This window comes from Amycolatopsis sp. cmx-4-83, assembly GCF_046548815.1.
Classification (GTDB): Bacteria; Actinomycetota; Actinomycetes; order Mycobacteriales; family Pseudonocardiaceae; genus Amycolatopsis; species Amycolatopsis pretoriensis_A.
The window spans coordinates 526712-546118 of sequence record NZ_JAEBEF010000009.1; the positions used below are offsets into that span (position 1 = coordinate 526712).

The 19407-nt window shown below is 71.1% G+C and carries 22 protein-coding genes; 9 read left to right on the top strand and 13 right to left on the bottom strand.

The genetic code is table 11. The features are described from left to right. Positions 1-31: 31 nt before the first annotated feature. From ACLJQM_RS29355 to ACLJQM_RS29395, 9 genes are all read right to left on the bottom strand, one after another. Positions 32-535 carry a DUF3291 domain-containing protein gene (locus tag ACLJQM_RS29355; RefSeq protein WP_410633542.1) on the bottom strand — a complete coding sequence of 168 codons (504 nt, stop codon included), beginning with the start codon at positions 533-535 and terminating at the stop codon, positions 32-34. Positions 536-578: 43 nt separating this feature from the next. Next, positions 579-1208, bottom strand: coding sequence for a cyclase (locus ACLJQM_RS29360; protein WP_410633543.1), 630 nt, complete (start codon positions 1206-1208; stop codon positions 579-581). A 163-nt stretch (positions 1209-1371) separates the two neighbouring features. Then, positions 1372-2109 carry a sirohydrochlorin chelatase gene (locus ACLJQM_RS29365; protein WP_410633544.1) on the bottom strand — a complete coding sequence of 246 codons (738 nt, stop codon included), beginning with the start codon at positions 2107-2109 and terminating at the stop codon, positions 1372-1374. Beyond that, the gene (locus ACLJQM_RS29370; RefSeq protein ID WP_410633546.1) at positions 2106-3368 is read right to left on the bottom strand and encodes a sulfate adenylyltransferase subunit 1; all 1263 of its coding nucleotides are present in this window, start codon (positions 3366-3368) and stop codon (positions 2106-2108) included. The genes ACLJQM_RS29365 and ACLJQM_RS29370 overlap by 4 nt, the downstream gene beginning before the upstream one ends. Further along, entirely contained in the window at positions 3368-4288 is a 921-nt protein-coding gene (cysD, locus tag ACLJQM_RS29375; protein WP_360769609.1) for a sulfate adenylyltransferase subunit CysD, read from the bottom strand. The genes ACLJQM_RS29370 and cysD overlap by 1 nt, the downstream gene beginning before the upstream one ends. An 11-nt stretch (positions 4289-4299) precedes the next feature. Continuing rightward, positions 4300-4995, bottom strand: coding sequence for a phosphoadenylyl-sulfate reductase (locus tag ACLJQM_RS29380; RefSeq protein ID WP_360769612.1), 696 nt, complete (start codon positions 4993-4995; stop codon positions 4300-4302). Next, on the bottom strand, positions 4992-5141 hold the full coding sequence (locus ACLJQM_RS29385) for an Insertion element protein (RefSeq protein WP_086860657.1): 150 nt from the start codon (positions 5139-5141) through the stop codon (positions 4992-4994). The genes ACLJQM_RS29380 and ACLJQM_RS29385 overlap by 4 nt, the downstream gene beginning before the upstream one ends. Continuing rightward, the gene (locus tag ACLJQM_RS29390; protein ID WP_410633548.1) at positions 5138-6832 is read right to left on the bottom strand and encodes a nitrite/sulfite reductase; all 1695 of its coding nucleotides are present in this window, start codon (positions 6830-6832) and stop codon (positions 5138-5140) included. Before ACLJQM_RS29390 ends, ACLJQM_RS29385 begins: the two co-directional genes overlap by 4 nt. Positions 6833-6887: 55 nt before the next feature. Further along, positions 6888-7022, bottom strand: coding sequence for a putative leader peptide (locus ACLJQM_RS29395; RefSeq protein WP_360769618.1), 135 nt, complete (start codon positions 7020-7022; stop codon positions 6888-6890). 122 nt (positions 7023-7144) lie between these two features. On the opposite strand from ACLJQM_RS29395, the gene ACLJQM_RS29400 reads away from it, so the two are divergent. The 3 genes from ACLJQM_RS29400 (at position 7145) to ACLJQM_RS29410 (ending at position 9778) form a co-directional block, all read left to right on the top strand. Further along, positions 7145-7561: a VOC family protein gene (locus ACLJQM_RS29400; protein WP_410633551.1), complete on the top strand. Its 417-nt coding sequence runs from the start codon at positions 7145-7147 to the stop codon at positions 7559-7561. Between the two features lie 14 nt (positions 7562-7575). After that, on the top strand, positions 7576-8793 hold the full coding sequence (hemW, locus tag ACLJQM_RS29405) for a radical SAM family heme chaperone HemW (protein WP_410633553.1): 1218 nt from the start codon (positions 7576-7578) through the stop codon (positions 8791-8793). 64 nt (positions 8794-8857) lie between these two features. Continuing rightward, entirely contained in the window at positions 8858-9778 is a 921-nt protein-coding gene (locus tag ACLJQM_RS29410) for an NADP-dependent oxidoreductase (protein WP_360769627.1), read from the top strand. Here ACLJQM_RS29410 and ACLJQM_RS29415 read toward each other — a convergent pair. Continuing rightward, positions 9775-10479 (bottom strand): TetR/AcrR family transcriptional regulator, encoded by a 705-nt coding sequence (locus ACLJQM_RS29415; protein ID WP_410633554.1) that lies wholly within the window; start codon positions 10477-10479, stop codon positions 9775-9777. The genes ACLJQM_RS29410 and ACLJQM_RS29415 overlap by 4 nt on opposite strands. Positions 10480-10560: 81 nt before the next feature. On the opposite strand from ACLJQM_RS29415, the gene ACLJQM_RS29420 reads away from it, so the two are divergent. The 4 genes from ACLJQM_RS29420 to ACLJQM_RS29435 are packed head-to-tail and all read left to right on the top strand — an operon-like array spanning position 10561 to position 13420. Continuing rightward, positions 10561-10977: an SgcJ/EcaC family oxidoreductase gene (locus tag ACLJQM_RS29420; RefSeq protein WP_247020792.1), complete on the top strand. Its 417-nt coding sequence runs from the start codon at positions 10561-10563 to the stop codon at positions 10975-10977. Beyond that, positions 10974-11309: a hypothetical protein gene (locus ACLJQM_RS29425; protein WP_410633555.1), complete on the top strand. Its 336-nt coding sequence runs from the start codon at positions 10974-10976 to the stop codon at positions 11307-11309. Before ACLJQM_RS29420 ends, ACLJQM_RS29425 begins: the two co-directional genes overlap by 4 nt. Positions 11310-11368: 59 nt before the next feature. Beyond that, positions 11369-12181: a siderophore-interacting protein gene (locus tag ACLJQM_RS29430; RefSeq protein WP_410633557.1), complete on the top strand. Its 813-nt coding sequence runs from the start codon at positions 11369-11371 to the stop codon at positions 12179-12181. A gap of 9 nt (positions 12182-12190) precedes the next feature. Next, the gene (locus ACLJQM_RS29435; RefSeq protein WP_410633558.1) at positions 12191-13420 is read left to right on the top strand and encodes a serine hydrolase domain-containing protein; all 1230 of its coding nucleotides are present in this window, start codon (positions 12191-12193) and stop codon (positions 13418-13420) included. Here the strand turns inward: ACLJQM_RS29435 and ACLJQM_RS29440 are convergent. Both ACLJQM_RS29440 and ACLJQM_RS29445 read right to left on the bottom strand, forming a co-directional pair. Beyond that, complete coding sequence (locus ACLJQM_RS29440; protein WP_410633560.1) at positions 13399-14556, bottom strand: type I restriction endonuclease; 1158 nt, start codon at positions 14554-14556, stop codon at positions 13399-13401. The genes ACLJQM_RS29435 and ACLJQM_RS29440 overlap by 22 nt on opposite strands. Before the next feature lie 82 nt (positions 14557-14638). Continuing rightward, on the bottom strand, positions 14639-15244 hold the full coding sequence (locus ACLJQM_RS29445; protein WP_410633561.1) for a DJ-1/PfpI family protein: 606 nt from the start codon (positions 15242-15244) through the stop codon (positions 14639-14641). 63 nt (positions 15245-15307) lie between these two features. Between ACLJQM_RS29445 and ACLJQM_RS29450 the strand changes: the two genes are divergently transcribed. Both ACLJQM_RS29450 and ACLJQM_RS29455 read left to right on the top strand, forming a co-directional pair. After that, complete coding sequence (locus ACLJQM_RS29450) at positions 15308-16639, top strand: PLP-dependent aminotransferase family protein (RefSeq protein ID WP_410633562.1); 1332 nt, start codon at positions 15308-15310, stop codon at positions 16637-16639. A gap of 76 nt (positions 16640-16715) precedes the next feature. Further along, entirely contained in the window at positions 16716-17981 is a 1266-nt protein-coding gene (locus ACLJQM_RS29455; RefSeq protein ID WP_410633563.1) for a styrene monooxygenase/indole monooxygenase family protein, read from the top strand. On the opposite strand, the gene ACLJQM_RS29460 is transcribed toward ACLJQM_RS29455, so the two are convergent. Continuing rightward, positions 17909-19357 carry an alpha/beta hydrolase gene (locus ACLJQM_RS29460; RefSeq protein ID WP_410633564.1) on the bottom strand — a complete coding sequence of 483 codons (1449 nt, stop codon included), beginning with the start codon at positions 19355-19357 and terminating at the stop codon, positions 17909-17911. The genes ACLJQM_RS29455 and ACLJQM_RS29460 overlap by 73 nt on opposite strands. Positions 19358-19407: the final 50 nt, after the last annotated feature.

The window sequence follows — 19407 nt, forward strand, 5'->3', positions numbered from 1 at the left end:
ACCCTTGCACATCCGCCGCGGGTGGCCGGTGTTACGCGGGGCACAGCCAGCCGGGGTCACCCTCGTGGGCGGCCGCTTCCGGCGAGAAGTGCTGCTTCAGCGTGAAAGCGTCCGGCGTCGGGCCGTGGACGCGCAGGTGCCGGATCTTCGCCTCGGCCTCCGCGGTCGTCGGCCGGTGCCCGGCGGGGACCCACCAGAGCACGGTCATCGCCTCGCGGACGTGGTGGAACCACTCGCGGCGGCGCTTCATGACCGCGACGTGGTCGGCGGAGAACGCGAAGGCCGCGAGCGCCTCGACCGACGTCCACACGGACATGTTGACCAGCACCCCGGACGTGCCGCGGACGTCCCATTCGAAGGCGCGGACGGAGGTGGCGTCGCCGTCCTCGGTCTGCAGGCGCCAGACGAAACCCGGTGCGCGGTCGGCGATCGCGTTCAGCGGCTCGAGCGCGCCGACGAAGTCCCGGAAGGACTCGTCGTCGAGCGGCGCCTTCATGCGGCTGATGTTGACCTGAGCGAGTTCGAAGTTCCCCATGCGGCCACCCTACGGGCGCGACCCGCAGGGTGGCCGGGGAATTTCAGCCGATGGTCGTCGTGGTGAAAACGGGGCTGGGGTTGGGGAAGCACGCCGTCGGCGCGGTGACGTCGCCGATGATGCTGCTCGCCACGGCCTTGAACGTCAGGCCCGGGTCGCTGTAGCTGGTCCCGGACAGCTTGGTCTCGATGGTGCCCGACTGGCCGGCCGTCAGGTGCGCGGTGATGGTGGGCAGCTCGAAGGTCGCACCGCCCGCGATCGGGCCGGGGAAGCTCAGCGTCGCGACGCCGTTCGCGACCGCGATGGCCGGAGCGGTGCTGCCCAGGCCGGAGCCGCCGGCGAGGTCGGCGCCGACGTAGGCCGAGTTGGCCGGGATGGGGAACTTGAGCGCGAAGGTGTTGATGTTCTTGACCTTGTTCCCGCTCACATCACCGGGCACGGTGTTGGGCGCCGGGTCGATGACGACGTCGAAGGCACCGCCCGGAGCGACCGTGGCGGGCGCGGTGACGTCCGCGTCCTGGTTGAGCGACACCTTCTGCGGACCGACGATCGGAGCATCGGCCTGGCAGTCGAAGGTGACGGCGGTGGCCGCCTGCGCCGGCGCGGCGAGGGCGATCGGAAGGGCGGCGGCCGCGGTCAGAGCGGCGAGCCGGGAAAGGTGAAGAGCTTTCATCTGTATCCACCTACCTGCGGTTTCAAGAGGGGAGGGAGAAAGCTGCGCAGCGCTTAGATAGTTACCGGCAAGTTAACTAGCGCGTCAAGGATTTACCGTTCCCATGCACGCGGGGTGACGGCGAATGTGAATAAGACTCGCCTTTTGGCGGTGTCGCTCGGGACTACGCGTACTGGCGGAGCAGTCCGCTCACCGCGGACGCGTACCGGCTCACCACCACGTCCGCGACGCGCGGGTCGTCGGCCAGCGGGTCCGCGATGAACGCCTTCGGGTCCGCCTCGCGAGCCAGTCGCGCGATCCGGTCCGGCAGCAGTCCCGGCGCGAGGAACCACGACCCGACGATCAGGTGCCGCGCGCCCCGCTCCCGCAACCAGGCCGCCGCCGTCGGGATGTCCGGCTGGGTGGCCGATGCGAACGCCTCGCTCACCGGGATGCCCAGCCGCTCCTCCCAGTGTGAAGCCAGCGAAGCGACCACGGCGTTGGCGGCCGCGTTGGACGACCCCACCGCGCTCAGCAACACCCCCGTGTCGCGGCGGCGGGGTGCCGAAGCCAGCCGGTCCAGGGCGACGGCCTCCAGGGCCGGGTCCGCGCCCAGCACGTCCGACACCCGGATGCGGAAGCCCGGGCACTCCGCGACGACCGCGGCGATCAACGCGGGCAGGTCCACCCGGGCGTGGAACGCGCTGCCCAGCAACAGCGGCACCACGACCGCCGTGCGGTGACCGGCCGAATACAACCCCCGCAATACGTCCGAGACGAGCGGCGAAGAGAGGTCCAAAAAGGACTCGTGCACCGACAGCCCCGGTGCCTGCGCGCGCACGACGTCCACGAGCGCCCGCACGGTCGACGCCGAGCGGGGGTCGCGGCTGCCGTGCGCGACGGCGACCAGGGGTGGCGTCACGAGAAGCGCTCGCCCACCAGGCCGGCGGCCAGGGTGTCGCCGTCCTTCGGGTCGATCACCAGGAACGCGCCCGTGCGGGGGCTGACGCCGTAGTCGTCGACGCCCAGCTCTTCGGCCAGGCGCAGCGTGACCAGGCCGATGTCGTTGAGCTCCAGCGACGCCGGGGCGTCCACACTGGACAGCGTCTGCTCGTCGAACCGCGCGTGCAGCTCGCCGACCAGTGCCTGGACCGTGCGCGCGCCGTGCTTGACCAGCACCCGCGCACCCGCCTTCAGGGGCTTCGACGACAGCCAGCACAGGGTGCCGGTGATCTCGTCGGTGACCTGGGGCGGGGCGTCCGCGGCCGCGATCAGGTCGCCGCGGGAGATGTCGATGTCGTCGGCCAGCAGGAGCGTCACCGACATCCCGGAGCCGGCTTCGGCCAGCGGGCCGTCGGCGGTGTCGATGCGCTCGACGCGGCTGCGGATGCCCTGTGGCAGCACGACGATCTCGTCGCCCGGGCGCACGGTGCCCGCGGCGATCTGGCCCGCGTAGCCGCGGTAGTCCGGGTACTCCGCCGTGCGGGGGCGGATCACGTACTGCACCGGGAACCGCAGCGCGGAGTCGTGCGGGTCCGGGGCGACCGGGACCTCCTCCAGGTGCTCCAGCAGGCTCGGGCCGCTGTACCACGGCGTGCGCTCCGAGCGGGTCGCGACGTTGTCGCCTTCGAGCGCCGACACCGGGATCGTGAGCACCGACCCGCGTGCGTAGCCCAGCGTCTCGGCGTGCGAGGCGAACTCCTCGGCGATCACGGTGAAGGTCGCCTCGTCGTAGTCGACCAGGTCGATCTTGTTCACCGCCAGCACCAGCTGCGGCACGCCCAGCAGGGCCAGCACGGCCGCGTGCCGCCGGGTCTGCTCGATGACGCCCTTGCGCGCGTCGACCAGCAGCACCGCCAGCTGCGCGGTGGACGCGCCGGTCACCGTGTTGCGGGTGTACTGCACGTGCCCGGGCGTGTCGGCCAGCACGAACGACCGCTTCGGCGTGGCGAAGTACCGGTAGGCGACGTCGATGGTGATGCCCTGCTCGCGCTCCGAGCGCAGGCCGTCGACCAGCAGGGACAGGTCCGGTGTGGACAGTCCCTTGTCGACGGACGCGCGCGTGACGGCGTCGAGCTGGTCGGCGAGCACCGACTTCGTGTCGTACAGCAGCCGCCCGACCAGGGTGGACTTGCCGTCGTCGACGCTCCCGGCGGTGGCCAGGCGCAACAGCGAGCTCATCAGAAGTACCCCTCACGCTTGCGGTCTTCCATGGCCGCTTCGGACATCCGGTCGTCGGCGCGGGTGGCGCCGCGTTCGGTGAGCCGTGACGCGGACACCTCGGCGATGACGTCTTCGACGGTGGTCGCGGCGGACTCGATCGCGCCGGTGCACGAGCCGTCGCCGACGGTCCGGTACCGCACGGTCAGCTCGCGGACCTCTTCGCCGGGCCGCGGGCCGCCCCACGGGCCTTCGGTCAGCAGCATCCCGTCGCGCAGGTACACCTCGCGCTGGTGCGCGTAGTAGATCGACGGCAGCTCGACCTTCTCGCGGGCGATGTAGTTCCAGACGTCGGCCTCGGTCCAGTTGGACAGCGGGAAGACGCGCACCTGCTCGCCCGGGCGGTGCCGGCCGTTGTACAGGTTCCACAGCTCGGGGCGCTGCCGCCGCGGCTCCCACTGGCCGAAGGCGTTGCGGAGGCTGAAGATCCGCTCCTTCGCCCGGGCGCGCTCCTCGTCGCGGCGCCCGCCGCCGAAGACGGCGTCGAACTTGTTCTCGGAGATCGTGTCGAGCAGTGGCGTGGTCTGCAGCGGGTTGCGCATCCCGTCGGCGCGCTCTTCGAGGCGCCCGTCGTCGATCCAGTCCTGGACCTTCGCGACGACCAGGCGCAGCCCGTGCCGCTCGACGACCCGGTCGCGGAACTCGATGACCTCGTCGAAGTTGTGCCCGGTGTCCACGTGCAGCAGCGGGAACGGCACCGGCGCCGGCCAGAACGCCTTGATCGCCAGGTGCAGCAGCAGCGTCGAGTCCTTGCCACCGGAGAAGAGGATCACCGGCCGGTCGAACTCGCCTGCCACCTCCCGGAAGATGTGAATGGCTTCGGATTCCAAAGCCGCCAGGTTGTCCTGTGCCGCGTCGGTGGCGGGCTCCAAGGTCGTCATGCGTCCCTTCCTCAGCCGTGCAATCCGCACTCGGTCTTCGACTGACCCGCCCACCGGCCGCTGCGCGGGTCCTGGCCCGGCTCGACGCGAGCCGTGCAGGGGGCGCAGCCGATCGACAGGTAGCCGATCGAAACCAGCGGGTTTTCGAGGATCCCGTGCTCGCGGATGTAGCCGTTGAACTCGTCGTCGGTCCACGCCGCGATCGGGTTGACCTTCACCAGGCCGTTGCGGTCGTCCCAGGTGACGATCGGGGTGTTCGCGCGGGTCGGCGCGTCGACCCGGCGCACGCCGGTGATCCACGCCGAGTAGTTCGAGAGGGTCTTGCGCAGCGGCACGACCTTGCGCAGGTTGCAGCACAGCGTCGCGTCGCGCTCGTGCAGCTTCTCGCCGTACTCCGCGTCCTGCTCGGCGACGCTCTGCTCGGCCTGGGCGTTGACGATCTTCACGCCCGGGTAGACCGTCTGCACGGCGTCGCGCGTGCCGAGGGTCTCGGGGAAGTGGTACCCGGTCTCGAGGAAGAGCACGTCCACCTCGGACTTGACCTTCGTGGCGAGGTCGATGAGCACGGCGTCCTGCATGTTGGACGCGACGATGAAGTCGTCGCCGAACGTGTCGACGGTCCAGCGGATCGCTTCGTCGGCGGTGGCGTCCGCGAGCTCCTTGGACGCGCGCTCGGCGAGGGTCTTGTAGTCGGCGGTGGCGGTCATCGGGAAACCTCCGGGAGGGACAGGCCGAGGAACTTCACCGAGAAAACCCGGCGACAGGCCGAACACAGCCAGCCGCCGTTCTCTTCCGGCCGCAGATCCTCGTCACCGCAGTACGGGCAGTAGTACGGAGCCGCTCGCTCGGTCACTGGAGGGCGCTTTCCTCGGCGCGCAACGCCCACTGCGCGAACCGCTCGCCGGGTTCGCGCCCGGCCACGTAGTTGCGGACGACGCGCTCGACGTACCCGGTCAGCTCGCCCGAGGTCACCTTGTGCCCGCGCAGCTTCCGGCCGAACCCGGCGTCGAGGCCGAGGCCGCCGCCCAGGTGCACCTGGAAGCCTTCGACCTGGTTGCCGTCGGCGTCGGTGACGATCTGGCCCTTGAGGCCGATGTCCGCGGTCTGGATCCGCGCGCAGGAGTTGGGGCAGCCGTTGAGGTGCACGCTGACCGGCGTGTCGAGGTCCTTCTGGATGTCCGCCAAGGACTTCTCGAGGTCCGCGACCAGCTGCTGCGCCCGCGCCTTCGTCTCGACGATGGCGAGCTTGCAGAACTCCAGCCCGGTGCAGGCCATCACGCCGCGCCGCCACGGCGACGGCTTCGTCTCCAGCCCCAGTTCGCTCAGCTCGGCCTCGAGCGTGGCGACCTGGGCCTCGGGGACGTCGAGCACGACGAGCTTCTGCTGCGGGGTGAGCCGCACGCGGGCCGACCCGGCGCGCTCGGCGGCCTTGGCGACGGCGACGAGCGTGCCGCCCGATGACCGGCCGGCGATCGGCGCGGCGCCGACGTAGAAGTTGCCGTCGACCTGCGGGTGCACCCCGACGTGGTCGAGCGGGGCGGCGGGTTCGGCCGGCGCCGGGCCGTCGATCAGCTCGCGCTTGAGGTACTCGTCCTGCAGCACCTGGCGGAACTTCTCCGCGCCCCAGTCCTTGACCAGGAACTTGATCCGGGCGCGGGAGCGCAGCCGCCGGTAGCCGTAGTCGCGGAAGATCGAGATGACGCCTTCCCAGACGTCGGGGACCTCGTCCAGCGGCACCCACGCGCCGAGGCGCTGCCCGAGCATCGGGTTGGTCGACAGGCCGCCGCCGACCCAGACGTCGAAGCCGGGGCCGTGCTCGGGGTGGTCGACGCCGACGAAGGCGATGTCGTGGATCTCGTGCGCGACGTCGGGCTGTCCGGAGACCGCGGTCTTGAACTTGCGCGGCAGGTTCGCGAACTCGGGCTTGCCGATGTAGCGGCGTTTGATCTCGTCGATCGCCGGCGTGCCGTCGATCACTTCGTCGGCCGCGATGCCGGCGACCGGCGAGCCGAGGATGACGCGCGGGCTGTCGCCGCACGCTTCCATCGTCGTCATGCCGGACTGCTCGAGCTTGTCCCAGATCGCGGGGACGTCCTCGATCCGGATCCAGTGGTACTGGATGTTCTGCCGGTCGGTGATGTCGGCGGTGTCGCGGGCGTACTGCTGCGAGATCTCGCCGAGCACGGTGAGCTGCCGGGTGGTCAGCGCGCCGCCGTCGAGGCGGACCCGCAGCATGAAGTAGCTGTCGTCGAGCTCTTCGGGCTCCAGCGTCGCGGTGCGGCCGCCGTCGATCCCCGGCTTGCGCTGGGTGTAGAGGCCGAACCAGCGGAACCGGCCGCGCAGGTCGCCCGGGTCGATCGCGTCGAACCCGCGGTGGGCGTAGATGTTTTCGATCCGCGCCCGCACGTTGAGCGGGTGATCGTCCTTCTTCGACCGCTCGTTCGGGTTCAGCGGCTCCCGGTAACCGAGTGCCCACTGCCCTTCGCCCCGCTTCTGCTTCGCGCGGGCGGGTCGGGCGGGGGTCTGACGCGTGGGCGTGGCCATGGCGGCGTCCTCCGAGGGGGCTGTCCGATTTCGTGGCAGGTGGTGGCGACGGCAGTCAGCGAACGGGTGCGCAGAGGGCGCTCGCGACCCGCAGGAGGTCGACGTGGCGGCGGGCCACGAGGAAGTCACCGGCATGAGTCACGACGTGAGCGTGCCACGCGTCCACAATGTGGTCCAGGCCTGACCGCATGCTGGGAGAAGGGTCACTCACCTGCGAAAATCGTGTCAACCATGCTGCGTGCGGACTCTTGCGCCATTCAAACCACTACATGTAGAGTACTTCGGACACAGTGGTTTGAAGAGGGGAACTGGATGCGGGTCAAGGGTTTCGGGGCGGGGTACCTGGTCGACGACGTCGCCGCGACCACCCGCTTCTACGCCGACGTGCTCGGGCTGCCGGTCACCGTCGAGCTGGACTGGTTCGCCAGCGTCAACGCCGGCGCGCCGGGCTACGAGATCAGCTTCGTGCAGCGCGGGCACGCGTCGGTGCCGGCGGGGTACCGGGCGGCCGAGACGACCGGCGTGATGTTCGGGCTCGTCGTCGAAGACGCGGCGGCCGAGGCGAAGCGGCTGGCGGAGGCGGGGGTGGACCTCGTCGTGCCGCTCGTCGACGAGGTCTACGGGCAGCGGCACTTCTACGTCGCGGACCCGGACGGCGTGCTGCTCGACGTCATCGAAATGATCCCCGTCGACCCCGAGTGGGCGGCGGCGAACCTCCCGGCCTCGTAGGGGACAATCGGGGCGTGCCCGAGCTGCGTCCCGACCCCGCCACCCCGATCGATCCGGCGTTGCCGGAAAGCGCGCTGGACGGGCTCGGCAGCAGAGCGTTCGGGGTCTACGTGCACGTCCCGTTCTGCGCGACGCGCTGCGGTTACTGCGACTTCAACACCTACACCGCGGGTGAGCTGGACTCCGGCTCGTCGCCCCAGTCCTGGCTCGAGGGGCTGCGGCGCGAGCTGGAGCTGGCCGCCCGCGTGCTGGTCGTGCCGCCGGCCGCCGACACCGTGTTCGTCGGCGGCGGCACGCCTTCGCTGCTCGGCGCGGACGGCCTGGCTTCGGTGCTCGACGCCGTCCGCGACGTCTTCGGGCTCGCGCCGGGCGCCGAGGTGACGACGGAGTCGAACCCGGAGTCGACGTCGCCGGAGTTCTTCGCCGGGATCCGCGAAGCCGGCTACACCCGCGTTTCGCTGGGCATGCAGTCGGCCGCGCCGCACGTGCTGAAGATCCTCGACCGCGTGCACACGCCGGGCCGGCCGGGGCAGGCCGCCGCCGAAGCGCGCGCCGCCGGGTTCGACCACGTGAACCTCGACGTGATCTACGGCACGCCGGGAGAACGCCCGGACGACCTCCTCGCCACACTCGACGCCGTGCTGGCCGCCGGCGTCGACCACGTGTCCGCGTACGCGCTGATCGTCGAGGAGGGCACCGCGCTGGCCCGCCGCGTGCGCCGCGGCGAGCTGCCCGCGCCCGACGACGACGTGCTGGCCGCGGACTACGAGATGATCGACGCGGCGCTCACGGCGGCCGGGCTGCGCTGGTACGAGGTGTCGAACTGGGCGGCCTCCGACGCGGCCCGCTGCCGCCACAACCTCGGCTACTGGCGCGGCGACGACTGGTGGGGCGCCGGCCCGGGCGCGCACAGCCACGTCGGCGGGGTGCGCTGGTGGAACGTCAAGCACCCGGCGCGCTACGCCGCGCTGCTGGCCGGCGGCGATTCGCCAGCGGGCGGGCGCGAAGTGCTCACCGACGACGACCAGCACCTCGAGCGGATCATGCTCGAACTCCGCGTCGCCGAAGGGCTGCCGCTCGACGCCCTCGACGAGCCCGGGCTCGCCGAAGCTCGCGCGGCCGCGGCGGAGGGCCTGCTCGACCCGTCCGCTTTGGACACGCGGGGCCGCGCGGTGCTCACCGACCGCGGGCGGCTGCTCGCCGACGGCGTCGTCCGGCGGCTCGCGGGCTGAGCCGGGAATTATTCCGGCCGCCCCGGTCGTTGCTTGTATTGAGCAACGACTTCCGGGAGGCCTCATGGCGCGCGCGATCAAGTTCGACGAGTACGGCGACGTGGAGGTCCTCCGGGTCGAGGACGTCCCCTTGCCGATCGCCGGACCGGGGCAGGTGCTCGTCGAGGTGCGGGCCGCCGGGATCAACCCGGGCGAGGCGGCCATCCGGCGGGGCTTCCTGCACGAGCGCTACCCGGCGACGTTCCCGTCCGGTCAGGGCAGCGACTTCGCCGGCGTCGTGGCCGAGCTCGGCCAAGGCGTCGAGGAGATCGCCGTCGGCGACGAGGTGATCGGGTTCGTCGACACCCGCTCCAGCCACGCCGACTTCGTCGTCGCGGAAGCGGAGAACCTGACGCCGAAGCCCGCCGACCTGCCGTGGGAGGTCGCCGGCTCGCTGTTCGTGGCCGGCACGACCGCGTACGCCGCGGTGGGAGCGGTGTGCCCGCGCGAAGGGGAGACGGTCGTCGTTTCGGGCGCGGCCGGCGGTGTGGGTTCGCTCGCGGTCCAGCTGGCGAAGCTGGCCGGCGCCGAGGTGATCGGCCTCGCCGGCGAAGCGAACCACGAGTGGCTGCGCGAGCTCGGCGTCGTCCCGGTTTCCTACGGGGATGGCGTTCTCGGGCGGATCAAGGAAGCGGCGCCGGACGGCGTCCACGCGTTCGTCGACACCTTCGGTTCCGGGTACGTGGAACTGGCGCTGCACCTGGGGATCCACCCCGGGCGGATCGACACGATCATCGACTTCGAGGCGGCCGCGAAGTACAACGTCAAGACCGACGGCAACGCGGCCGGCGCGTCCGCCGACATCCTGCGCGAGCTGGGCCTGTTGCTGGACAAGGGGTTGCTGACCCTGCCGGTCGCCCGCGTCTACCCGCTGGACGAGGTGCGCGACGCCTACCGCGAGCTGGAGCAGCGGCACACGCGCGGCAAGATCGTGCTGCGGCCCTAGTTTTTCGCGGCCAGCACCTTGAGGCCGGCGAGGTAGGTGTCGAGGGCGAACTCGAGGCGTTCGGTGGCCGTCTCGGCGGAGAAGAACTCGCCGATGCGCAGCATGTTCGGGAACGATTCGGCGGGCAGTGAGCGCATGTAGGCGACCATCTGCTCGCCGCGTTTCGCCGTCTCGGCCTGGTCGATGTCGCCCCAGGTCCAGCCGCTGGCTTCGTACGCGTACGCCTTGGCGTAGAGGGAAAGCGCGTCGCCCGCGAACGTCGCCTGCTTGAGCCCGAGGTCGCCGGCGCGCAGCAGGGCGAGCATCGCCTCGCCCTGCTGAAGTGAACTCGGCGTGACCGGCACGGCGATGTCCCACGCCACGCGCGCGATGCCGGGGTGGGCGACCATCACCCGGATCTGCGCGCGGACGAGGTCCTTGACCTGCTCGTCCCAGCGGTCCGGGTCCGGCTCCGGCAGCGGCACGTCGGCGAGCACGGCGTCGAGCATCAGCTCCGCCAGTTCGTCCTTGTTGGACACGTGCGCGTAGAGCGACGCGGGCCCGGTGTCGAGTTCCTGCGCGACCCGCCGCATGGTGACCGCCTCGAACCCCTCCTTCGCCAGGATTTCCAGCCCCGTCTTCACGACGAGTTCCTGGGACAGGACGGGTTTCGCGGCGCGGCGGCGCGGGGCGCTGCGCCACGGCGGCGGGGGAGCGGTCACGCGAACACTGTACTTGACGCGAACGGCGTTCGTCGATAGAACGGTGTTCGTTAAACGAACAGCGTTCGTGAAGGGGATCCCATGACCACGACCACCGCCGAAGCCGACGTCCGCGCCGTGCTCGGCAAGCTCACGCAGGCCTGGAACGACGGGGACGCGACCGCGTACGGGCGGCTCTTCACCGAAGACGCCGACTACGTGACGTTCTTCGGGGCGAACTTCGCCGGCCGCGCCGGGATCGAGAGCTCGCACCGCGCGCTCTTCGAAGGACCGCTCAAGGGGATCAAGCTGACCGGGCGGCCCGACGCGGCGGCGAAGGTGCGGTTCGTCCGCCCGGACGTCGCCGTCGCCGTCGTGGGTGGCGGCTCGTCGGTGACCGGTTCGGACACGACGGACGAAGGCCGTGAATCGACGGTCACCTTCGTGCTCGTCCGCGAAGACGGCGAGTGGCTGATCACGGCGTTCCAGAACACGCGCGTTTCGGATCCTCGCTCGTGAAAGCGCTTGCGGAGGCTTCGGGGGTCGTCGCGCGGCCACCCGGGGAGGTGTTCGACCGGTTGCGGGGCCTGCTGAGCGGCGGCGGCCACCCGATGCGGATGGACGTCGACCGCGAACGCGGGTTCGTCGCGGTCCAGGGCGGCTGGTGGTACCGCGGGGAGTACCGCGTCACGCCGGATCCGGCCGGCGCCCGCGTCGAGCACCGGGTGGTCAACGCGGCTTCGCGCGGGCGGTGGGGCGTGCCGCTGGCGAACCGGTTCTTCGTCGGGTTCCGGGCGCGGACCGCCGCCGGGTTCGCGCGGCTGCTCGAAGAACTGAGCACACCTGGGTAGGCACGGGCCCGATCCGGCGCGTAGGCTGACTTAGGTAAGCCTTAGTATTGGAGTGGTCGATGGCTGAAGCACCCCGGCGGTCCGGGCGTCCCGCGGTGCGCCTGCGGGTCCTGCGCACCGAGCGGCTGACGCCGCACATGATCCGGATCGTCGCGGGCGGTGACGGCATCGCCGCCTTCACGCCGAACGAATTCACCGACGCCTACGTGAAGGTGCTGTTCAAGGTGCCCGGCGTCGAGTACCCGGAGCCGTTCGACGTCCAGGAGTGCCGCGCGACGCTGCCGCGGGAACACTGGCCGCGGCAGCGTTCCTACACCGTCCGGGCGTTCGACCCGCAGGCCGGCGAGCTGGTCATCGACTTCGTCCACCACGGCGACGAGGGCATCGCCGGCCCGTGGGCGGCCGCCGCCCAGCCGGGCGACGAGCTGCTGCTTTCCGGTCCCGGCGGCGCCTACGCGCCGGGCACCGAGGCGGACTGGCACCTGCTGGCCGGGGACGAAAGCGCGTTGCCGGCCATCGCGGCGTCGCTCGAAGCGCTCCCGGCCGGGGCCCCGGCGCACGCGGTGATCCTCGTCGAGAACGCGGCCGAGGAGCAGCCGCTGGCCACCAAGGGGGACGTGCAGATCACCTGGCTGCACCGGGCTTCCGGCGGCGACGTCGCCGCGGCGGTGCGCGAGCTGCCGTGGCGCGACGGCGTCGTGCAGGCGTTCGTGCACGGCGAGGCGGGCTTCGTGCGGGACCTGCGGCGGTACCTGCTCGACGAGCGCGGGGTGCGGCGCGAGCTGCTGTCGATCTCGGGCTACTGGCGCGTGGGCAAGAACGACGAAGCCTGGCGCGAAGAGAAAGCGGCCGAACGGGCGCGCGAGAAGTAGCCTCGCGGCATGGCAGAACTCAAGGTGGAAGTCGACCCGGCCGAAGCCGGGTTCGACGCGGACCGGCTGACGAGGCTCGACGCGCACTTCGACCGGTACGTCGAGGACGGGCGGTTACCGGGCTGGCTCGCGGTGGTGAGCAGGCACGGCCGCATCGTCCACGTCGGCAGCGGCGGGCACCGCGACGTCGAAGCGGACCTCCCAGTCGAGACCGACACGCTCTGGCGCATCTTCTCGATGACCAAGCCGATCACCTCGGTGGCGGCGATGATGCTGGCCGAAGAGGGCTTGCTGGAGCTGGACGACCCGATTTCACGCTGGTTGCCCGAGTTCGCTTCGCCACGCGTGTTCGTCAAGGGGTCGGCGCTGTCGCCGCTCACCGAGCCGGCGACGTCGCCGATCCGGGTGTGGCACCTGCTGACGCACACGGCGGGCCTGACGTACGGATTCCACCACGGCCACCCGGTGGACGCGATCTACCGGGCGGCGGGCTTCGAGTGGAGCACCCCGCCGGGCCTCGACCTGGCGGCGTGCTGCGAGCAGTGGGCGAAGCTGCCGCTGGTGTTCCAGCCGGGCGCGGAGTGGAACTACTCGATCGCGTCCGACGTGCTCGGGCGCTTGGTCGAAGTGGTGTCGGGCCTGCCACTGGACGAGTTCTTCTCGTCGCGGATCTTCACGCCGCTGGGCATGACGGACACGGCGTTCGTGGCTCCTTCCCTGCCGCGGCTGGCCGCGATGTACGTGCGCGACCCGGCATCGGGCCGCGCGGTCCGCAACGACGCGTTCGGCCGCGCGGGCACGTCCCGCCCGGACTGCCTGTCCGGCGGTGGCGGCCTGGTGTCGTCAGCGGGCGATTACTGGCGTTTCACGGAGATGCTGCTGCGCGGCGGCGAACTCGACGGAGTTCGGCTGCTGTCCCCGCGGACGGTGTCGCTGATGGCTTCGAACCACCTGCCGGGGCGGGTGGACTTGGAGGCGTTCGGGCGCCCGCTGTTCGCGGAGATGCCGTTCGACGGCCACGGCTTCGGGCTGGGGTTCTCGGTGCTGGAGGACCCGGTGAAGGCCCGGACGTTGTCGTCGGCGGGGGAGTTCGCTTGGGGCGGGGCGGCTTCGACGGCGTTCTGGGTGGATCCGGATGAGGATCTGACGGTCGGGTTCTACACGCAGCTGTTGCCATCGAGCACTTACCGGCTGCGACCGCAGTTGCGGCAGCTGGTTTACCAGGCGCTGGTGGACTGAACCGGCTCGGCGGCCACCGGCGGACGCCCGGCGGCGAGATACCTCGCCACCGTGCTCCGCAGGTGGCCGGCGTGCTGGTAGATGTCCTCGACCGCGGCGATCGGCAGCCGGGTCTCCACCTTGTTTTCGTCGAACACGCCGAGGTACTTCTTCGACCGGTTGAACCACAACCGCGCGATCGGCTTGCGGTTGTTGTCGTCCAGGAGCACCCCGAAGTAGGTCTGCGTGTCGCGCGCGGCGATCCGGGAGGCGGGCACCTCGGCGCAGACGATGGCGCGGACGATCCGGTAACCCTCGAGCTCTTCCTCGGTGGTGACCACTCGTTCGCTGTCTTCGCCGGAACCGGCGTCCGCGAGCGGCTCGGGCTGCGGCTGCTCGGCCGGCGCGGTGGTGCCGCTCGAAACGCTGACGTAGGAGTCGGGCCCGCCGAGCGCGTTCTTCAGCCGGTCGTTGACCTGCTCGTTGAGGAACTGGCGGGTCGCCTTGCTCACCAGGGGAGCGAACTGCTCGCGCACCCGCTGGGTGAACGGTCCCTCGTACACCCGGGTGGTCAGGAACTTCACCCACTCGTCCTCGGGCTCCTTGAACTGCGCCGCGAGGATGCGCTTCAGCTGGCCGATGTACTTGAGTTCCCCGGCCGCGCTGATGACCGAGTCGAGGTCGAAGGACTCCTTGGTGAGCTTGGCCAGCTCGGGCAGCAGGGTGTCGTCGATGTCGGCGAAGTCCAGCACGAGGAACGGCTTGGCGTCCATCCGGTTCGGCGCGTCGAGGTCGGTGTAGAACTCGTACACCTGCCCGTTGGTCAGGACCGCGATCCGCGCGTTGGTGACGGCGAAGTAGCGGAAGAGCTGGGAAGCGTGCTCGATGCGCAGCGGATCGTTGATCTTCTTGGCCTCGACCAGGACCTGCACCTGGCCGTTGTGGACGATCGCGTAGTCGATCTTCTCGCCACGCTTGGTCCCGACGTCGGCGGTGAATTCGGGGATGACCTCGGCCGGGTTGAACACGTCGTACCCGAGAACGGTGCTGATGAACGGCATCACGAAGGCGTTCTTGGTCGCCTCTTCGGTTTCGATGCCTTCTTTGTGCTTGCGGATCTTCAGGGCCAGCGCTTGCGCGCGCTCCGCGATGTCCATACCGGGTGCCGTTCTGTGCGGGTACTGAGCTCTGACTGGATCGGCGGCCCGGCTTCTTCTGTTACAGCAGGGGGAAGAACAGTCACATCAAGGCAGGCTCCAAGTACGGCGTCACGTTCCGCATGGCTCGTGCCACGTACTCCTCCTTCTCCCCGACCGGCGCCACGTAGTGCATCGCCTCCTCCGCGGCCGCCACCCCGAGGACGCGGGCGATCACCCACGACGCCAGGTACGCCGAAGCCAGGCAGCCGCCCGCGGTGGCTATGGTGCCGCGGGCGAAGAACGGCTGGTCCAGCACCTCGACGCCCGCCGCGACTACCCACGGCTTCGACGTGAGGTCCGTGCACGCCGGTACTCCGCCCAGCAACCTCAGCTTCGCCAGCACCAGCGTCCCCGAACACTGCGCCGCCAGCAGTTGGCGGGACGGGTCGAGGTCGCTCAGCACCGACATGATGGCCGGGTCCTCCACCACTTCCCGCGTCCGGGAACCACTCCCGATGATCACCGCGTCGGCCTCGCGAGCCTCCCGCAGGTCGATCATCGCGTCGATCGTGACGCCGTTCATCGACGTCACTCGTGGCGTCGGGCTCGCGATCGACACCCGCGAGCCCGCGCGGTTGAGGACGCCGAGGGCGATCAGGGAGTCCAGTTCGTTGTAGCCGTCGAAAGTCAGGATCGCGGTGTGCATGCGGCGACCGTAGAACCACCGATCCAGGACAGTCCACGAATTGTCCTGCCTACAATCCGAAGCGTGCGCGTACCGAAGTACAAGGGGGTCGTCGACGCCCTCGCGGCGCAGATCCGGGGTGGCGGACTGCCCGCCGGGACGAAGCTGCCCACCCACCGGCGGCTTGCCGCCGACCACGGGATCGCCGTCGTCACCGCCTCGCGGGTCTACGCCGAGCTCGAAGCCATGGGGCTGGTCAGCTGCGAGCAAGGGCGCGGCACCTTCGTCCGTGATCCCGCCACCGGGGAGGCGGCCGACGAGCGGGCGGTCGCCGCCGACGCGCTCGATCTGAGCTTCAACCACCCCGCCGTGCCCGGGCAAGCCGATCTGCTGCGCCAGGCGCTGCGCGACCTCGCCACCGCCGGCGACCTCGACGCGCTGCTGCGCTACCAGCCCCACCGCGGGCGCGCCCACGACCGCGCCGCCGTCGCGCGGCACCTGCGGCGGCGGGGTCTCGACGTCGGGCGGGAGCGCGTGCTCGTCGTCGACGGGGCCCAGCACGGCCTCGCGATCACCGCCATGACCCTCTTCCGGCCCGGGGACGTCGTCGCCGTCGATGCCCTCACCTACCCCGGGTTCCGGGTGCTCGCGCGCACGCTCGGGCTGGAGCCGGCGCCGCTGCCGGCCGGCGCGGACGGGCCCGATCTCGACGTCCTCGAGCTGCTGTGCCGCCGTCGCCGGGTGCGCGCGGTCTACGCGATGCCGACCCTGCACAACCCGCTGGGCTGGGTGCTCGACGACGCCCGCCGCGCGCGGCTCGTCGAGATCGCCCGCTCGCACGGGCTGACGATCATCGAGGACGCTTCCTACGCCTACCTCGCCGAGGACGCCCCACCACCGCTGGCGACGCTCGCGCCCGAGAGCACCGTGTACGTGTCGGGGCTGTCGAAGAACGTCTCGACCGGGCTGCGGTTCGGGTTCGTCGTGGCGCCGGACGCGCTCGTGCCGTCGCTCGAACGTGCGATCCGGGCCACGACGTGGAACACGCCCGCGCTGACCGCCGAGATCGCCCGCCGCTGGCTCGACGACGGCACGGTCGACCGCCTGGAAACCAAGAAGCGCGAAGACGCGCGGGCACGGCAGGCGATCGCCGCCGAGGTGCTCGCCGGGCTGCCCGTGCTCGCGCACCCCTCGTCGTACTTCCTGTGGCTGCCGCTGGCCCCGGCTGCGCGCCCGGACCGGATCGCGGCGGCCTTGGCACGCCGGCGGGTCGCGGTCGCCACCGCCGAACCGTTCGCGACGACGCCGGCCGTGCCCCAGGCGCTCCGGCTGGCGCTCGGTTCCGTCGGGCTCGCCGAGCTGCGCGACGCGCTCGGAGCCGTCCGGCGGGAAGCCGAGCAGGACGCGTACCGCTGACCGCCCGATCGGGCAGGGAATCCCGCCCCGCGACGAGTACGTTGGGGGCCAAGGGTTTCCAGGGCGAGGGACGGCCATGCGGCGGATCGGCATCGTCGGAGCGGGGCAAGCGGGATTGGTCCTGGCCATCGGACTGCGCCAACGGGGCTACGACGTCACGGTGTTCGCCGAGCGCACCGCGGAAGAAGTGCGGGCCGGCCGGCTCGTCTCCAACCAGTGCCTGTTCGCCCCCGCCCTGCAGCGAGAACGCGAACTCGGCATCAACTTCTGGGACGCCGGCGCGCCGCCGATCCGGGAAGTCGCCTTCGCGGCCGCGGGGGAGGGCACCGAACCCGCGATGTCCTGGCGCGTCGGGCTCGACCGGCCCGCCCAGTCGGTCGACCAGCGCGTCAAGGTCTCGGACTGGATGGCGGAGTTCGAACGCCTCGGCGGCGACCTCCGGATCCGCCGCGTCACCCCGGACGAACTGGACGAGTGCGCCCGCGAATTCGAGTTGCTCATCGTCGCGGCCGGACGTGGTGCGCAGTTCGACGCGCTGTTCCCGCGCGACGACGAGCGGTCGCCGTACCGCGAACCGCAGCGGGCGATCGGGATCATGTACGTCGCCGGGGAACTCGACGCGGTGCCCGGCCTGACCTTCGGGATGTCCCAGGTCGGTGAGTTCTTCCTGCTGCCCGTGCTGTCGGTGCACGGGCCCGTGCACGGCATCGGCTTCTTCGGCGTGCCCGGCGGGCCGATGGACGTCTGGAACGAGGTCACCGACGTAGAGCAGCACTACGAGACCGCGCGGAAGCTGCTGCGCGCGCACTACCCCTGGCAGGCCGCGCTGCTCGACGACGCCCGGCCGGCCGCGCCCGGGGATCTGCTGCACGGCCGGATCACGCCGGTCGTGCGGCAGCCGGTGGGCACCCTGCCGTCCGGGGCGAAGGTCCTCGCGATGGGCGACACCGCGGTGACCAACGACCCGGTCGGCGGCCAGGGCGCCAACATGGCCGCCCGCGCGGCGCGGGCGTACCAGGAGGCCATTGTGGAGCGTGCCGACCGGCCGTTCGACGAGGCGTTCATGCACGACGCCTTCGCCCGCTACTGGCAGCACGCCCGGCACGCGACGCGCTTCAACAACGACCTCCTGGCCCCGCCGGCCGAGCACGTACTGGCCACATTGGACACCGCGCAGCGGGTTCCCGAAGTGGCGCACCGGTTCGCGCACCTCTTCGAGAACCCGGCCGACTACGAAGGCTGGCTCGGCGACCCCGGAGCGGCGATGGCCTACCTGTCGAACGGACCCCGGTCCGGTGCGCAGACCGTGCCCCGCGCGGTTACCGAACCGGCGGCGAAGTAGCGGTCGAGCGACGCGTCCACGCACGCGCTCTTGCCCCTCGACCCGTGCCCGTACGTGTCGAGGGTCAGCAGGCGCGCGTTGGCCAGCAGCTTCTCGGTCCGCTGGGCCCCGGCGTACGGCGTTTCGAGGTCGCCCTGGCGGTTGGCGAGCAGCAGGATCGGCGCCGTCGGGCGGTTCCACGGACCCGTGTAGCGGCCGGTGTCCGAGACGTCCCAGGTGGCGCAGGGCAGCGTCTTGTAGACGTCGTACGGCCCGAAGCCGCGGCCCACCCGGTCGGCCTTCCGCGCGTAGTCCCACCACACGGCCGGATCGCGCGGGTTCGCCGCGTCCGAGCACAGCGTCGCGCCGCCGCCCAGGAGGGAATCGACGTCCGGCGGGCCGCCCGCTGACGCCGGGGCGCGCGACGCCGGGTCCGCCAGCGCCTGGAGGAACGCGGCCAGTTGCGGCGCCGCTTGGGCGTCGGTCAGGTAGTTGTGGATCGTGGCGATCGCGCTCTGGTAGGTGACGGCGACCTGCTTGCCCGCGGTGTCCGTCACCGTGATCGGGCCCGTCTCCAGCCGGTCCAGGATCGCGTCGTAGTCGAACGTGCAGCGGGAAGCACACGCGTCCAAAAAGGACTCCAGCGCGCGTGGACCGTCTTCGTAGCCCTGAAGCCGGTAGCTCATCGGGCCGGTGCCGGTCGACCAGCGCACCGGGTCGTCGACCGCGTCGAGCGCCAGGGAACCCACCCGGCCGGGGAACAGGTTGGCGTACGTCTCGCCGAGGTAGGTGCCGTACGACTTCCCGTAGTAGCGCAGTTTCGGCTCGCCGAACGCCGCTCGCAGCCGGTCCAGGTCGCGCGCGATCGTGCCGGTGGAAAGGTGGTCGGCCAGCGGGCCCGCGTTCTGCGCGCAGAGGTCGGTGACCGTGCGGGTGTCCGCGATCTGCTGCTGCTCGGCGGCCCGGGTGAGCGGGAACGTGCCGAGCGCGCGCTGGAGGACCTCGAGCTGCGAAGGATCGGTGAAGCAGTGGATCTTCGAGCTGGCGCCGACGCCGCGCGGGTCGAACCCGACGATGTCGAAGCGCTCGTGCAGGAACGGCGTCAACGCGGGTGCGAAACGGCCGGACGAACCCGGGCCGCCGGGGTTGTAGAAGATCGTGCCCAGCTTGTGGGCCTGATCGGTGGCGGGCAACCGGCCGACGGCGATCGACGCGGTGCCGGCCGACGAGTCCTGATAGGACAGTGGGACGTCGAGGTGGCCGCATTGGTACCCGGCGGCGCACGCGGATTCCCAGACGATTCCGGTGGGGCTCGCCGCGGCCGCGGGCGCACTCAAGGCGACCGCACCCACGACGGCCCCCAGAGCCAGCGCAGCACGGAGTTTCGGAGAATTCATGGCCCCGATCGTCCCGGCACCGGGACCGGGGGCGCGCTGGTGCGCACCCC